We start from the raw sequence: 15,386 nt of genomic DNA on the forward strand, positions 1-15,386 counted from the left end.
ATGTATCCTAAAAAACAAGCGAGAAAAAAGGGACGTTTCACAGTATCATTGTCCCTTTTCCATAACTTTCATCTTTGCATACAACTTTCTAAGCTCAGAAAACAACGCTTTTAGTTGTACAAATGTGTGATACCGATTTGGTTCTGATAGCAAATAATGAAGTCTCTCCACACTATTGACAGGCTTATGAATCAAGCTATTCACTGAATGTTGAAGATCATCAATACCATCAACCTTCCTGTCGTTTAACCAAAATAATGAATCAATAAAGACAGCTAACATCGTTCGCATCATTTCTTTGGCCGCAAGAGGGTTTCTTTGCTTATAGTATTTAGCAAGCTGCATTTCTTCCTCACACCACCATTGGAACATTATCGGAAGAAAATCATGTTTTTGTTCCCATGGTCGAATATTCCCCGTTATATCATAATAGAAAGGAACCTCTTGGCATATGTCTTTAAATGTCGCTAATGTTGAAGGGAATTCTATAGTTGATTCCTCGTAAAAAGGAAAAACTCGAAAGGCCTTTGGAACAAGAATAATCATTTTTTCATTTGCACCTTCATCCGCTTCTTCCCTTCACGACAGCGATCTAACAATGGACACGTCTCACATTGAGGTACCTGTGCTTTGCAATGATACCTTCCGAAGAAAATAAGCTGGTGGTGTGAATCAGACCAACGATTCTCAGGTATTTTCTTCATTAGTGTTTCTTCTACCTCACGAACATTATCTTTCCAACGACAGATCGCAAGGCGCTTAGAGACGCGCTCAACATGAGTATCTACAGCAATAGCCGGTACACCAAACGCGACAGAAGTAACCACATTGGCTGTTTTACGCCCTACTCCTGCCAGTTTCACTAATTCATCACGTTCTTTTGGGACATTGCCATTGTAATGTTCAAGTAAGGCTTGCGACAATTTCTTTATGTTTTTTGCTTTGCTTCGAAACAGTCCAATCGAGCGAATGTCTTCCTCTAACTCCTCAAGTGGAACTGCAAGATAGTCCTCTGGTTGGTTATACTTGTCAAACAAATGTGGAGTCACTTTGTTCACAAGTACATCTGTACATTGAGCTGACAGAACAACCGCAATAAGCAATTCAAATGGATTGGAGTGTGTAAGCTCACATTCTGCATTAGGGTACATATTTGCAATCACATCAAGAGCTTCAATTGTTTGTTTCTTTGATAACATGAATCTAACACTTCCTTAGATGTTTACGACTGATCAAGCCAACTAAAGGATGGATATGAATCAACCTTAATAGGCTTTGGTTCTTGTCTTGGTTGCTGGTTATATTTTCGAAACTTCTCGCCATGTGCACGAGCCTGTTCCACTGTATGAACACCATTTCGTTTCCATTCAAAAAGAATTCGATCGATATAGCGAAAGTTTAATTTTCCAGAAACAACTGCTTCTCGTAAGGCGGCAGTAATTAATTCTGCTGAATGCTGATCCTGATCAATCCACATCGATAAGGTTTCTGCTTCTATCGGAGATAAAGGTCTACAAAATTCTTCTTCAAAACGTTTATACAACAAACCTTCTTGACTCTGCTTTTGTTGCTCTTGCTTCTCTTTTTGTTCCCCTTTTAGCAATTTCATTAATCGAATCCACAATGGGTCAAGTGTGAAAAATTCAAATAAAATTCCTTGCTCGTCCCATCTTTTATCTAATGTTAAAAATCCATTACGGATTAACCGCCCTAACATATCTGCGCATTCATTCATTGACAACGTCATCCGTTCACTCAGTAACTCAGGTGTAGGAAAGCCATCTCCTTCATCAATAAAGGATTGAACATGTAATAATGCTATAAGTTCATTTTCCTTAAGTCCTAATTCTTTATAATGTTTGAGCAACAATGTTGGAACGGATAGCTGTCTTTGTGTTGTCCATTTTAGTAGTAAATTCTGATCCATTTTCAAACACCTCTACCCACTATTATAACATGGCAGCTGGTCTAGTCGTTCTTTTTATTCACTCTAGAAATAAAAAGAATGTTTCACACTGCCCGTATCCTATATGCAATAGAAACCTAAGGGTCTGATCCCGAACTAGTCGGGGTCAGACCCTTTTAAGATAATCTCTAAAGAAGGCTACTGCTACCTGCTTACGGATAAAGACGGTTTAACAGTCTAGGGAACGGAATTGTTTCACGAACATGTTCAACTCCTGAAATCCACGCAACGGTTCGTTCAAGACCTAAGCCGAAGCCAGAATGTGGAACCGATCCATACTTACGTAAGTCAAGGTACCATGAATATGCATCAAGTGATAACTGATGCGCTTCTAGGTTTTTCTTCAATAAGTCATAATTGTGAATACGCTGTGATCCACCGATAATCTCACCATAACCTTCTGGAGCAATTAAATCTGCACAAAGAACAACATCATCACGATTATCAGCTGGTTGCATATAAAAAGGCTTAAGAGCTGTCGGATAATGCGTAATAAAAACTGGTTTCTCGTAATGCTCAGCAATAGCCGTTTCATGAGGAGCGCCAAAATCATCCCCCCATGTAATATTATCAAATCCTTTTTCTTGTAAGAACTCAATTGCTTTGTCATACGTAATCCTTGGGAACGGTGCTTTGATTGCCTCAAGCTTATTTAAATCACGGCCAAGGATTTTTAGCTCTAACCCGCAATTTGCTAATACCGATTGAACAACGTACGCTACGTATTGTTCCTGAATTTCAAGGTTTTCATCAAACTCAACAAACGCCATTTCTGGCTCAATCATCCAAAACTCAATAAGATGACGGCGTGTTTTTGACTTTTCAGCTCTAAATGTCGGACCAAACGAGAATACGCGCCCCATTGCCATAGCAGCTGCTTCCATATAAAGCTGCCCACTTTGAGAAAGATAAGCGTCTTCATCAAAATATTTTGTCGCAAAAAGCTCTGACGTACCTTCTGGTGCACTCCCCGTTAAAATAGGCGGATCAACCTTAACAAAATCATTTTTGTTGAAAAATTCATACGTTGTACGAATGATCTCATTTCTAATTTTCATCACAGCATGTTGACGCTTAGAGCGAAGCCATAAATGACGATTGTCCATTAAAAATTCGGTACCATGTTCTTTTGGTGTTATTGGGTAATCTGTAGCTGCATGTAGAACTTCAACTTTCGTAACAGTTAATTCATATCCCGAAGGAGCTCGATCATCTGCGCGTACGGTTCCAGTTATATATAATGAACTTTCTTGGGTAAGATTTTTCGCTTGTTGAAACACAGCTTCCTCTACTTCTGCTTTTACGACAACACCCTGAATAAAGCCTGTCCCATCACGCAATTGTAGAAAAGCAATTTTCCCACTTGAACGCTTACTAGCAAGCCAAGCACCAATTGTGACCTCTTGCTTTACATACTGACCAACTTTTGCAATTGTTGTTTTCACTTTTATACCTCCATCCTACTATGTATAACATTTTACATTATACCCTTGGGTAATTTTTCAAGTCAACGATCGATATTGTACCTACATTATCCTTTAATTCAGACAAAAATCAAAGAAATCAATAACTATAGGGATATATATAACGATATCATTCGTTTAAAGAGATGCAGTTTGGTTTTTCACTCTCTGATTCACGACTGTTCAAATAGAAAAGATGACCATTCCCAGAGTATAAAAAGGGCGCACGAATATCAATTCGGCGCCTTTAACGTTTATTTAGTATGATTACGAACAAAGCGTTCAATTCGCGTTAATGCCTCTTCTAAAGCATCAAAAGATGTTGCATAAGATAAACGAACATTATCTGGCGCCCCAAAACCTGAACCTGGAACTAATGCAACCTTTTCTTCTTCTAAAATTGCCTCAACCCATGAATCAACATCGGCAAAGCCATTTAATTTGACTGCTTCACTAACATTTGGGAACAGGTAGAAAGCCCCTTTTGGTTTAACGCACGATACACCTGGAATAGTCACAAGCTTATCGAATACTCCATTTAAGCGTTCTTCAAAAGCCTGTCTCATCGTTTCTACAGATCCGTCATCCTCAGTATAAGCAGCAATCGTACCATATTGTGCATTCGTTGTTGGGTTGGATGTACTATGGCTTGCAAGATTGGTCATCGCTTTAATCACTGCCTGATTCCCCGCTGCATAACCTATTCTCCAACCTGTCATAGAGTGTGACTTCGACACTCCATTTACAACGATAGTTTGTTCTTTTAATTCCTTTGAAAGCTCGGCAACAGATGTGTGTGATGCCCCGTCATAAACGAGTTTTTCATAAATTTCATCTGACACAATTAAAACACTATGTTTTACACAAACATCTCCAAGTTCACGAAGCTCTTCGTCTGAATACATTGATCCTGTAGGATTACTTGGTGAATTAAGAATAAATGCTTTTGTCTTTGGAGTAATTGCCTGCTCTAATTGCTCAGCGGTTACTTTAAAATCATTACTTTCTAAGCCTTCAATATAAACGGGAACCCCATCTGCAAGTTTTACTTGCTCTGGGTAACTAACCCAATAAGGTGTTGGAATAATCACTTCATCACCTTCGTCTAAAATGGCTTGAAACAGTGTATAAAGCACATGCTTCGCACCAGAGCCAACAAGAATTTCAGCTGGTGTATATGTAATTTGTTGGTCTCGTTCAAATTTGCCAATAATGGCTTCTTTTAATTTAGGTAATCCAGCAGAAGGTGTATATTTTGTATGCCCTTCATCCATTGAACGCACAGCAGCGTCAATTATGTATTGTGGCGTATTAAAATCTGGTTCTCCAGCTCCAAGTCCAATGACATCATGACCTTGTTCCTTGAGCTCTTTTGCTTTTGCTGTAATAGCAAGTGTAGAAGATGGTGTTAATGTAGAAACTCTTTTAGCTAATTTCATTTGTGTTGTCCCTCCCATGTAATATACTATACACTATAGATTGTCGAAAGCGATCATTCAAGTATCAATTCTTTAATCTGTCCGCAGAACATATCTTTTCATAAATGTTCCGTCTTCAAACGTAACGTAGTAGTACCCTTTTCTGTTTTCATTATTTACATAAATGATTTCATAAACAGGCAAACCTCTCTCAATCCCTAATTTCACAGACTGGATACGTTTGATTTCATCTTGTTTCTGTACTATCGAAATGGCTTCGCCTTCCGATATTCCATCGCTAACCTTAGCAATTTGATGAGAGTCAAACTCTTCAGATACCCAGACAATCACTTCTTCCTCGTCCATGATTCCTTCAAATACATAATAAGCATCTGTACCGTGATAATACGTACCATTGGACACGGTATGTAATAAAGATTGCCCTAATACGTAACGCTCCGCCTGCTCGTAATTATCTTTCAAAGGCTCTCGTATCGTTTGATAGCCGTAAACACTTAGCCCTGTTGTTAGTACAACAAAAATAATAACCACCCAAAAAATCCATTTTTTCATTAGTAACCCCAATTACGTGCGATAGATAGTAAAAACCATCGTATCCTGATCTTTCTCATCTAATGCAAGGCCAAACAATAAGTCCTTTTCTTTCAACGTCCGATTAAGCGCATCAACAATTTTATATGTATCTGGTGCCTTTTTCACTTTTATTGTCGATAATACAACCATTTTTTGTTCCATTTTTTCTCCTCCATTGGTTAAAGTTATTCCTTGTGTACAAGTTTTGCTAAACATAGCGCTAACAAATGTGGTGATACTAAAAGTACGCCGATGAAAGGGGGCGTGCAAATGTCTAACCATCTTCATACAACTGCAAGACGTTTTCAAAAAGAAAAAGAAGATGTAGCATTATTACGTCGTGACGGGCTTAAGTGGCATCAAGTATTTCCAACTTCCATCCGTCAAACATTATTTCCCTCTATTTTTAAGAAAGATCGTAATAAAGATTGAGATGCGTATATACATGATACGTCATATACGTTAAGTAATTCAACAATAATCAAACTGCCTACTCACACCTCAATGATGTTCTGCACGATGCCCCGTGCAGAACATTTTATCATTTTTAGACGAATATTATACCATTGGCCAAATTGCCATCAACCCTAAACCTTCCGTCTAATCTTTAAAATGCACGGTAATAATTTCATAATCAAATTCGTTCACTTTTACTATCACTGAGCCATTTTGCTTTGTCCGATAAGTATCAATCCATGTTTCTTGTAATCTCTCTAAGAGCTGGCTGCTCACTTCCCCGTTTTGCTTTGCAAATAGAATGGCAACTTGTGGGTCAATTTCATTTAAAAAGCGTTGTGTAGTCCCTTCATCTGTTCCAAATTCAGCTACCTTTAAAATAGAAACAGGAGATAATCCTTTCTTTATCCATTCATACTCAAGTTTCTCACTTGCCTCTGAGGCGAAAAAAAACTGGTGAGTATCATGTATTGTAATGATAAAGGTAAGCATTGGCATTATTGCAGATTCATCAGGTAAGATCGACACAGATACATGACTGGCCAACTCTTTTAGTTCTGATTCATCCCACCCAATAATTTCCACGCCTAATTTTTGGTATTGAGAAATCGCTTGGTCAAGACCTTGCCCGGGGACAACAATGGTTTTCGTTTGCAATTGCAAAATTACATCTTCTACGTTTCCACTATATTCTTTTTCGAACCTCGGTAAAATAATCGTATCAATAGTTGAGACATTCAATTTTTTCAACCGTAAAAACAAAGACTCTGCTGAATCTTTCGCACCCGTTCCAATTAGAATAGATTCATTATTCGGTAATTTTAGGTAGGTTGCTTCTCCATTGGGAAGATCTAAGAAAACAAATCCGACATCTTCTTCTTCGAGCTGTAAATCTAATTCAAACTCTGCTTCTTCATCACTCGAATTTATAACCATTCGAACGTCAAAACCTAATGTAACACTCATGACAATTAAGCATACAAGCCCAAAAAGAACTTTACGCATATCGTCTGATCCCTCCAAAATATAGTAGTCGGTTTGCTACGTACTATATTGTTCTTAAACGTAATGTTTTGCTCACAGGAAGCTGTACTTACCTTTTTACATATACTCTTGAAATTGTTCTAGTAAGTCTTCCAACTTCCCTTCATGTATAGGTACATCAGGTAAAGATCGTATAAACTGTTTCCCATAACGAGTCGTTGAAATTCGTCGGTCTAAAATGACCACACACCCACGATCATGCGTCGTCCTTATTAACCTTCCAAAGCCTTGCTTAAATCGAATAATAGCTTGTGGTAAAGAAATCTCCATAAACGGATTTCGTTTGTCTTCCTTTGCTTTCTCATACTGAGCTTGAAGCAATGGCTGATCTGGAGGAGAAAAAGGAAGCCTAACAATGACAAGCATACGCAACTGATCCCCAGGTAGATCGATTCCTTCCCAGAAACTACTCGTGCCAAATAAAATGGCTTGGCTGCTTTGTTTGAACATTTTCATAAGCTTAGCCCTGCTACCACTTGTGACTCCTTGACCAATTAATTGAAACGAACCAAATTCATTAAAATCTTTCACATGGTAATACACTTGCTTTAACATTTCATAAGATGTAAAGAGAACAAGCATTTTTCCACTTGATGCTTCCATCATTCTCCATAACTTCACAGAGACTTCCTCTGCAAACTCTTTATCTGACACTTCATTTATGGCAAGTATATCCGTCGGTAAGAGTAGTTTGACTTGTTCCATATATGAAAATGGTGACGGAATAATGCACTTCTCCACTCCAAAATCTGTCAACCCTAACCGTTTTTCTTGGTAACGAAACGTACCGTTCACGGATAGAGTTGCTGATGTCATAACTATACTTTTTTTCTTTGTGAAAAAATAATCTGCAAGTAAGTCGGACACATCAATTGGCTTACTAAATAGAAAGGTTGCATTTTTTGCTCCTCTTGGTTCTACTTCGATCCAATACACATTATTTGGATCAAACTCAAGCAACATCTCATATAATATTTGTTCTTGCTCATAGAACGATTCAACAACACTTTCTACATCTGCGATAAATCCACGATCTTTATAAATCATATCTTCTTTCTTTTCAGAGAATGGCTTCAGCCACCCGCGAAGTAACCTGATGGAGTCCTTTGTTTGCATATGAACACGCATTGCACATTCAAGAATGGCTTGCCATTTCGAGCTTTGTTCTGTATAACTCTCATAGCGATAGCGAATCCGTCCAACGTCAGTAGAACTAGTCTGGTTCTTTTGCAATACATACCCGTGAAGCATTCGAAAAAGTTCATCCAGCTCTTCTTTAAGCTGTTGCAATAAATCATTCATCACTCCACTGTCTTTTGGTACTACTATTTGATAGCCACTAACAAGTTTATTAAGGCGATCAAGCATTCCATCGTCTTGACTTACTCCTAATCGTTGAAACAAATAAGAAAATGTCAAAAAATCAATTTTAGCCCCTAAATGGTCACTTGCCGTCTCTTCTAGATGATGTGCTTCATCAATGACAGCATGCGAATAAGCCGGCAACAGTCGTTGCTCATGAACGAGGTCCGTACATAGTAGTGAATGATTGGTAATAATAAGTTCAGCATTTTGTGCTCTTCTCCTAGCCCTATGATAATAACAGCGTGAAAACCAAGGACTATACCGGCCTAAATCCGAAGCAGAATCACTCTGCACTTCATACCAAAACCCTCTACCTCCTGATGGAAGGTTCAATTCTTCTATATCGCCATGTTCTGTCTCAGTTATCCAAATAAGCAACAAAGCTTTTGTTAATAAAACATCATAAGTGTCGTCTTGGATGTTCAATAGTGATTGTTCAAATTTACGTAAGCATAAGTAATGACTTCTCCCTTTAAGAAGAGCAGCTTTTACTTTAAACGGCAACATTTTATCAAGTAATGGCAAGTCACGCGATAATAGCTGATCTTGAAGTGGAATCGTCTGTGTACTAATAATAACCGGTTCCTGTTGTGCATGTGCATAAAAAGCAGCTGGCAGTAAATAAGCTAACGATTTACCTGTCCCAGTCCCTGCTTCAATGAATTTATGAACATTTTGTTGGAACGCTTCATCCACCTCTCTCATCATTTGCTGCTGACCTTGCCTTAATTCATATTGGCTGAATGCATTTTCCATTTTTCCTTCTTTAGCAAATAGCATTTCGGTATATTCCGAAAACGTAACAGAATCCGATTGAACGTCTATATCCTCTGTCACTTTTTTGATTGCAATTTGACGATAACAATCATATTGTTTGGCGTCTTTATTACCATAAGAAAGCTTTTCTTGTATAAAAGCTTCTAACATTTGCTTTAAATCACTTTTAAACTTTCTTGATAAAGGTACCAATTGTTGAAGAGTCAAAACCGGTAAAGTTTTAAGTTTATGTAGTAAAGTCATAAAAAGAGTTGCTGTTACTTCAGCATCACTATCCGCTTGATGTGGGCGATCATGAGAGTACCCTAATTGCTCTGCTAATTGCCCGAGCTTATAACTTTCTTGTTGTGGCAACAATATCCTTGAAAGCTCCACCGTATCAAATACTGGAAGGGAAGGAAACGTATAACCTTCTACCTCAATTTGATTTCTCAAAAAAGTTAAATCAAAATCAACATTATGTGCAACAAACGTACTCTGTTCAAACAGAGGTAATAATTCAGGGATAATCTCATGAAAAGACGGGGCATTTGCTACGATTTCATCAGAAATGCCCGTTAATTCCTCTATAAATGGAGGAATGGTTTGGTCAGGGTTGACAAAAGTAGCGAACGTTTCTACTATTTCTTCATCCTCGATCACAACCGCTCCGATTTGAATAATTCGATCACCCTTTGTGACTGAGTGCCCCGTTGTTTCAACATCAACCACTATATAACGTTCTTTCATACTTCCACCTCAATCACTCAAAACCCCTAATTCAACTAGTTGTCCATTCACTTACCTCTGGCCAACCTTGACGAAGCCAATTGAGTGAAAAACAGACATTTGCATTGTTTGGGTCTAGGAATAATGCTTCACGAAACGCTTTAAGCGCATTTTCTTTGTCATCTAATAGTGCATAATTCCAGGCTATTCCATGCAATACGTTGACAGATTCTAGATATTTTTCTTGTACTCGTTTGTAACAATGAATGGCTGCCTGATGGAATCCATGCCACTCACAAACATATGCTAATGACAGCAATGCTTCTTTAGAATCTAATAAATGAATACTTGTCGTCCATGAAGACCAAGCCGCATCATGTTCACCAGTCTCCCATTGACAGCACCCTAAATAAAATAATGCTTCTCCGTCTTCTGGCTCTTGTTCAACATAAGAGGCAAAATAGTCTTTCGCCAAATGAAATGCCTCATTAGTAAAATAACATATTCCTAAATTATACACGACATCATTTGTGGACGTAAGTTGATTTGCATTTTGAAAAGACACAATCGCATCTTCTATCCGCTGTTGCCTTGTTTGAACACAGCCAAGCCCAACAAGGGCAAAATGTTTTAAATATGGAAAATAACTCACTTGAATAATGTACAAAAAGGTCTCTTTTGCTTTTTCTAGCTGTTCTGAAAAAAGGAATGCATATCCAAGATAGAGTCTTCGCAATTCATCCTTTTCACCAGTTGAACTTTCCATCTTTAGTGTACGAGCCGCTTCCGCAAACATGTCTAACTCATAATAGGTTGTTCCTTTAGAATGATACGAAACAACTCGGTCCGTGCTATGATCATCAATCTTAAGTTCATTAATTTTTTCATCTAACTCTGTCCATTTATCTAAAAGCATACCTGCTGTTTCTTCTAAATATGCTAATTCATTAGCTTGTTCTGACTGTGACAATAATGACCATTTTTTTTCTATCTTCTCATAAATGGTATTCCAAGATGATAACCATTCTTTCAAAAAAAACCCTCCTCTCGATGCTTATACATAAAGTGTTTATCGAAGAGGACGGGAATATGCGAATTATAAGACGGTAGAAGCTGGCTCTGTGGCTAACATTTCAACAATTTGGTTATCTTCGTTCATAATTGCTACTTTTGGATGGTGATTTTTCACTTTTTCTTCGGCTATCAATGCATAAGAAATGACGATAATCACATCCCCTTCATGAACAAGTCTCGCTGCTGCCCCATTTAAACAAAAAACATTGCTACCTCTAGGCCCTTTAATAACATATGTTTCAAACCTTGCTCCATTGTTATTATTAACAATTTGAACTTTTTCATTTTCGACTATGTCAACCGCATCCATTATATCTTCATCAATCGTTATACTACCAACATAATTTAAATTTGATTCTGTGACACGAGCACGGTGAATTTTAGCTTTCATCATCGTACGATACATACGTTTCTCCCCCTACGCTTCAACAATGTAATTATCAATTAAGCGTGCATTTTTATAGTGATAAGCAACAGCAAGGATGATCTGACCGCTAATTTCCTCCGCCTGTTCTAAACTTGGATACTTTAAAACATCGATGTAATCCAATTTTCCTGACCCTATTTGTAATCGTTCGGTCAGTTCTTTTATGATCTTTGTTCTGTTGTGGTTCCCTGAATGTATAAGGTTAGCCCCATATTTTAACGTTTTATATAAAAATGGCGCTTCTAAACGTTCTTCCTCAGTTAAATAAACATTCCTTGAACTTTTGGCCAAGCCATCCTCTTCACGAATCGTTGGACAAGCGTTAATCGCGACGGGAATATTAAAGGCATCAACCATATTTATAATAACTGCCAATTGTTGAGCGTCCTTTTGACCAAAAAAAGCCTCGTCAGGTTGAACGATCTGTAGCAACTTCATTACAACGGTTGCAACTCCGTCAAAATGACCGGGTCTGCTAGCCCCACAAAGAACTTCCACACCTTTTGTAACTTGAATGGTCATTGGCATCTTTTCTGGATACATTTCTGATACAGTCGGGTAAAAAATCAGATCTGTACCCGCTTCTTTAGCAATTTGTTCATCTCGTTTAAAATCTCTTGGGTAACGTTCTAAATCCTCATTTGGTCCAAATTGTAATGGATTAACAAATATACTAACAATGATCATATCGTGTTTTTTTCTGGCTGCTTTGATCAAGCTTACATGTCCTTCATGCAAGAATCCCATTGTAGGAATAAATCCAACCGATTGACCTACTTTTCTTGCCCTTCCAATCTCTTGCCTTACTTCTTGAATCGTTTCTACTATTTTCACGAATTGACGCCTCCATATAATTGCATGAGCGCCTCTTCACTCATTGTAAAAGAATGTTCTTTTGCTGGAAATTGCCGATTTTTCACTTCATGTACATACGTCTGTAAGGCCTTTTGAATAACAGGAGAAACAGTTGCATAGCTCTTAACAAATTTCGGTACATGTACACTCCCATACTCTATCACATCATGGTAAACAAGCACTTGTCCATCTGTATCAACACCTGCACCAATTCCGATAATCGGAATGTCACATGCTTCCGAGAGCATAGCCCCGACTTGTTCAGGTACACATTCAACGACGATCGCAAACGCTCCTGCTTTTTCTAATGCTTTTGCATCTGCAACTAATTCTTTAGCTGATTGAGCATCTTTTCCTTGAACTCGATATCCGCCTAACACTCCTACAGACTGCGGAGTCAAACCTAAGTGTCCCATAACTGGAACTCCAGCTGTCGTTAGCTTAGCCACTGTTTCAATTACCTCTTTTGCGCCCTCAAGCTTCACCGCATTGGCTCCCCCTTCTTGCAACAAACGCCTTGCATGATTGAACGTTTCTTCAAGGCTAGAATGATACGTTAAAAAAGGCATATCTGCAACTATAAACGTATTCTTCGCTCCTCTGCGCGCCGCTTTCGAATGGAGTACCATATCATCCATTGTAACAGGTACTGTCGAATCATATCCAAGTACAACCATGCCAAGAGAATCCCCAACGAGAATCATATCCATTCCTGCATCTTCAACAAGCCTTGCCGCAGGAGCATCATAGGCTGTCATCATCGTAATTTTCTCTTTTGACTTCTTCATATTCATAAAACTAGCTGTTGTTTTCATTTTTCTTCCTCCTTTTTTAAAGGAGGGCCTCATAAACGTCAGATTAAAAAAAGATCTGATCCCTTTGCAAAACACATTATGTTGTGCCTCGTTTATCAGGGGTCAGATCATTCCTAGCCAACAAGTGGCACACACTAAAACCATTCGCTTCTAGCGAAGTAGTTAATTGACGTCAATATTATGAACCCCTCTGTCCTAGTCCTAAATTGGATCAAGGCAGATCCGCTATTAAATGGATAAATCGGTGCAGTTCCGAAGGATACCGCCCATTCCCCAAAAGTATAACAATTTTCTTTATCGTTGGGAAGCAATTTCAATATCAGCTGAGTAAATTTGATGAACTTTTCCTTGCTCGTCTTCTAAAAGCAAAACGCCTTCATCTGTAATTCCTTTTGCATAGCCATACAGTACTTCACGCATAGTCCGTGCAAAGATGTAAGTTCCTACACTAATCGAATACATCTCCCAAAGGGTTTTAACCGCCTCAAATCCATTAGTAAGATAATGATCATATAATGTCTCAAACTCATTTACTATCGCCGCTACGATGAGAGCTCGTTCAAAAGAATTACCACTTTCAATTGCTAATGATGTTGCTAAATCTTGAATATCAGGATCAAGATCTTCCATTCGTTGGTTAACATTGATTCCAATTCCAATAATAATTGAATGCACTCTATCTGGATCGGCTTGCATTTCTGTTAAAATCCCAACAAGCTTTTTCCCATTAACCAAAACATCATTTGGCCATTTAATTGCACAATTTATTCCTGTTTGATTTTTCAATGCTCGTACAACTGCTACCGCAGTCAATAATGTAAGCTGTGGTGTTTTTTGCGGCGCAAGATCTGGCCTGAGAATCAAACTCATTGAAACACTCGTTCCTTGTTTTGAGAACCATTTTCGTCCAAGTCGACCTTTTCCTTTTGTCTGTTCATTTGCAAGCACAAGATGACCTTCCCCTATACCATCTTGTGCTAATTTATGTGCAACAATCTGAGTTGACTCAGTAGCATCAAGGTACGTAATGTCTCGACCTAAGCGTGTCGTCTGTAAAGCAACTTTTACTTCATGAGGTTTGATCCCATCTCCTTTTCTGACTAGTCGATACCCTTTTCTAGGTGCAGATTCAAGCTCATATCCATTTTTTCTTAGTTCATCAATATGTTTCCAAATGGCTGTTCTTGAACAACCTAGCTGCCGACTAATCATTTCCCCTGATACAAATTGCCCTGGATGCTCTGCAAATACTCTAAGAAGCTTTTCTTTCACAGCTCATCCCTCCTTTTTTCTAAAGCGTCTAGAATAGCACGTTTATCATTCGTACATTGCTCGGTTACGACAAGTCTTTCAGCTAAAGAAAGAACTTCTTTTACCCATGGACCTTGTTCTCTTTGAAAAACACATAACAAATCTCGACCAGTTACAGCAAGCTCTGATCGATTATGTATCGATAGCGCTTCCCACATCAACTTCAATTCTTGAAATGGTAGTATTTTCTTTTTTGATAATGAACGAATTTTTTCAACATCTATCGCAACATGAATGGAAGCTTGGTAAAGATCTAATGAATTCCATTCACGTTCTTTTCTATTATTGTAATAGTACAGTCTAGAACTAACATCTCGTAAGCGTTCCTTTGAGAGCAATAATTGCTTTATTGGTGTTTCATCGTTAGCACCTAAACATAAACAATAAATAGCCCAGCATATCGTCTCAGATTCATTCTTTAACGCTCCCACATCCGCTAGTTGTTCCAACATACTCTTGTTCAGTGAAAGACCTGGAAGTTCTTCATACATTCCTGTTTCAAACAGTAAGATGATGGCTGTATTTCGATGTTCTCCCTTTAGTAATTTGATCCATTCTTTGGTAATTCGCTCGATTGCTACATCTTTCAACAAGTGTTTTTTTCGGACAAGCGTGTCACTAAGTTCCCCATCCACATCAAAACCTAACTCACTTACAAACCGAGCAACTCGTAACATTCGTAATGGATCCTCAACCATTCGCTCTTGTGGATGAATCGATCTTAATCTTTTAGCGTATACATCTATTTCTCCATTCACTAAATCAATTAGGTTCCCTTCATCATCCAAAGCCAAACTATTAATCGTTAAATCACGGCGATGAAGATCTTCTTCAAGTGTGGCACCTCTAATCGTTGTCACTTCAAACTGCCACTGATTTAGGCGAACTATAACCGTTTCGTGTTGATTGTTCATCGTGAACGTCTTTAAAAAAATAGCAGCTACTTCCTCTGGTGTAGCTGATGTTACAATATCAACATCGGCTATATCTCGCTTTAGAAGTAAATCACGGACTGCACCACCAACGATATAGGACTCGTAACCTTTTTTTTTAAGTGTATGTGTAACTTTTTTTGCTTCCATCCATGAGCTTGTCACAACTTCTTCCTCATTT

16 protein-coding genes are annotated in these 15,386 nt (G+C 38.3%); 1 reads left to right on the forward strand and 15 read right to left on the reverse strand.

The features are described 5' to 3' along the window. Nucleotides 1-45 precede the first annotated feature (45 nt). From SAZ04_RS07130 to SAZ04_RS07160, 7 genes are all read right to left on the reverse strand, one after another. Complete coding sequence (locus SAZ04_RS07130) at nucleotides 46-546, reverse strand: YpoC family protein (RefSeq protein ID WP_332693219.1); 501 nt, start codon at nucleotides 544-546, stop codon at nucleotides 46-48. Beyond that, nucleotides 543-1,199, reverse strand: a complete 657-nt coding sequence (nth, locus tag SAZ04_RS07135; protein WP_332693222.1) for an endonuclease III — start codon at nucleotides 1,197-1,199, stop codon at nucleotides 543-545. Before nth ends, SAZ04_RS07130 begins: the two co-directional genes overlap by 4 nt. Nucleotides 1,200-1,222: 23 nt before the next feature. Next, nucleotides 1,223-1,927, reverse strand: a complete 705-nt coding sequence (locus tag SAZ04_RS07140) for a DnaD domain-containing protein (RefSeq protein WP_332693225.1) — start codon at nucleotides 1,925-1,927, stop codon at nucleotides 1,223-1,225. A gap of 191 nt (nucleotides 1,928-2,118) precedes the next feature. Continuing rightward, nucleotides 2,119-3,411 (reverse strand): asparagine--tRNA ligase, encoded by a 1,293-nt coding sequence (gene asnS / locus SAZ04_RS07145; protein ID WP_332693228.1) that lies wholly within the window; start codon nucleotides 3,409-3,411, stop codon nucleotides 2,119-2,121. Nucleotides 3,412-3,683: 272 nt separating this feature from the next. Continuing rightward, a complete protein-coding gene (locus SAZ04_RS07150) occupies nucleotides 3,684-4,868 on the reverse strand; it encodes a pyridoxal phosphate-dependent aminotransferase (protein ID WP_332693231.1) in 1,185 nt (394 codons plus the stop codon). Nucleotides 4,869-4,940: 72 nt separating this feature from the next. Then, the gene (locus SAZ04_RS07155; protein ID WP_332693234.1) at nucleotides 4,941-5,420 is read right to left on the reverse strand and encodes a cell wall elongation regulator TseB-like domain-containing protein; all 480 of its coding nucleotides are present in this window, start codon (nucleotides 5,418-5,420) and stop codon (nucleotides 4,941-4,943) included. Between the two features lie 12 nt (nucleotides 5,421-5,432). Then, on the reverse strand, nucleotides 5,433-5,603 hold the full coding sequence (locus SAZ04_RS07160; protein WP_332693237.1) for a YpmA family protein: 171 nt from the start codon (nucleotides 5,601-5,603) through the stop codon (nucleotides 5,433-5,435). Nucleotides 5,604-5,711: 108 nt separating this feature from the next. Between SAZ04_RS07160 and SAZ04_RS07165 the strand changes: the two genes are divergently transcribed. Beyond that, nucleotides 5,712-5,873, forward strand: coding sequence for a hypothetical protein (locus SAZ04_RS07165; protein ID WP_332693240.1), 162 nt, complete (start codon nucleotides 5,712-5,714; stop codon nucleotides 5,871-5,873). A gap of 168 nt (nucleotides 5,874-6,041) precedes the next feature. Here the strand turns inward: SAZ04_RS07165 and SAZ04_RS07170 are convergent, their stop codons facing one another. From SAZ04_RS07170 to SAZ04_RS07205, 8 genes are all read right to left on the reverse strand, one after another. Next, nucleotides 6,042-6,902, reverse strand: a complete 861-nt coding sequence (locus tag SAZ04_RS07170; protein ID WP_332693243.1) for a ComEC/Rec2 family competence protein — start codon at nucleotides 6,900-6,902, stop codon at nucleotides 6,042-6,044. 96 nt (nucleotides 6,903-6,998) lie between these two features. Next, nucleotides 6,999-9,812: an ATP-dependent DNA helicase DinG gene (gene dinG, locus SAZ04_RS07175; RefSeq protein ID WP_332693246.1), complete on the reverse strand. Its 2,814-nt coding sequence runs from the start codon at nucleotides 9,810-9,812 to the stop codon at nucleotides 6,999-7,001. A 31-nt stretch (nucleotides 9,813-9,843) separates the two neighbouring features. Beyond that, nucleotides 9,844-10,824 (reverse strand): tetratricopeptide repeat protein, encoded by a 981-nt coding sequence (locus SAZ04_RS07180; protein ID WP_332693249.1) that lies wholly within the window; start codon nucleotides 10,822-10,824, stop codon nucleotides 9,844-9,846. A gap of 63 nt (nucleotides 10,825-10,887) precedes the next feature. Then, entirely contained in the window at nucleotides 10,888-11,271 is a 384-nt protein-coding gene (panD, locus tag SAZ04_RS07185) for an aspartate 1-decarboxylase (protein WP_332693252.1), read from the reverse strand. Nucleotides 11,272-11,283: 12 nt separating this feature from the next. Next, complete coding sequence (panC, locus tag SAZ04_RS07190) at nucleotides 11,284-12,126, reverse strand: pantoate--beta-alanine ligase (protein WP_332693255.1); 843 nt, start codon at nucleotides 12,124-12,126, stop codon at nucleotides 11,284-11,286. Continuing rightward, entirely contained in the window at nucleotides 12,123-12,962 is an 840-nt protein-coding gene (gene panB / locus SAZ04_RS07195) for a 3-methyl-2-oxobutanoate hydroxymethyltransferase (protein WP_332693258.1), read from the reverse strand. The genes panC and panB overlap by 4 nt, the downstream gene beginning before the upstream one ends. Before the next feature lie 294 nt (nucleotides 12,963-13,256). After that, on the reverse strand, nucleotides 13,257-14,234 hold the full coding sequence (locus tag SAZ04_RS07200) for a biotin--[acetyl-CoA-carboxylase] ligase (protein ID WP_332693261.1): 978 nt from the start codon (nucleotides 14,232-14,234) through the stop codon (nucleotides 13,257-13,259). Next, complete coding sequence (locus tag SAZ04_RS07205; protein WP_332693264.1) at nucleotides 14,231-15,370, reverse strand: CCA tRNA nucleotidyltransferase; 1,140 nt, start codon at nucleotides 15,368-15,370, stop codon at nucleotides 14,231-14,233. Before SAZ04_RS07205 ends, SAZ04_RS07200 begins: the two co-directional genes overlap by 4 nt. Nucleotides 15,371-15,386: the final 16 nt, after the last annotated feature.

This window comes from Halalkalibacter lacteus (assembly GCF_036663595.1).
Lineage (GTDB): Bacteria > Bacillota > Bacilli > Bacillales > Bacillaceae_D > Halalkalibacter > Halalkalibacter lacteus.

Bases quoted from the DNA above. Each gene is read 5' to 3' on its own strand.
- SAZ04_RS07130 (WP_332693219.1), bottom strand. From the start codon at position 546: ATGATTATTCTTGTTCCAAAGGCCTTTCGAGTTTTTCCTTTTTACGAG.
- nth (WP_332693222.1), bottom strand. From the start codon at position 1,199: ATGTTATCAAAGAAACAAACAATTGAAGCTCTTGATGTGATTGCAAAT.
- SAZ04_RS07140 (WP_332693225.1), bottom strand. From the start codon at position 1,927: ATGGATCAGAATTTACTACTAAAATGGACAACACAAAGACAGCTATCC.
- SAZ04_RS07150 (WP_332693231.1), bottom strand. From the start codon at position 4,868: ATGAAATTAGCTAAAAGAGTTTCTACATTAACACCATCTTCTACACTT.
- SAZ04_RS07155 (WP_332693234.1), bottom strand. From the start codon at position 5,420: ATGAAAAAATGGATTTTTTGGGTGGTTATTATTTTTGTTGTACTAACA.
- SAZ04_RS07160 (WP_332693237.1), bottom strand. From the start codon at position 5,603: ATGGAACAAAAAATGGTTGTATTATCGACAATAAAAGTGAAAAAGGCA.
- SAZ04_RS07165 (WP_332693240.1), top strand. From the start codon at position 5,712: ATGTCTAACCATCTTCATACAACTGCAAGACGTTTTCAAAAAGAAAAA.
- SAZ04_RS07170 (WP_332693243.1), bottom strand. From the start codon at position 6,902: ATGCGTAAAGTTCTTTTTGGGCTTGTATGCTTAATTGTCATGAGTGTT.
- dinG (WP_332693246.1), bottom strand. From the start codon at position 9,812: ATGAAAGAACGTTATATAGTGGTTGATGTTGAAACAACGGGGCACTCA.
- panD (WP_332693252.1), bottom strand. From the start codon at position 11,271: ATGTATCGTACGATGATGAAAGCTAAAATTCACCGTGCTCGTGTCACA.
- panB (WP_332693258.1), bottom strand. From the start codon at position 12,962: ATGAAAACAACAGCTAGTTTTATGAATATGAAGAAGTCAAAAGAGAAA.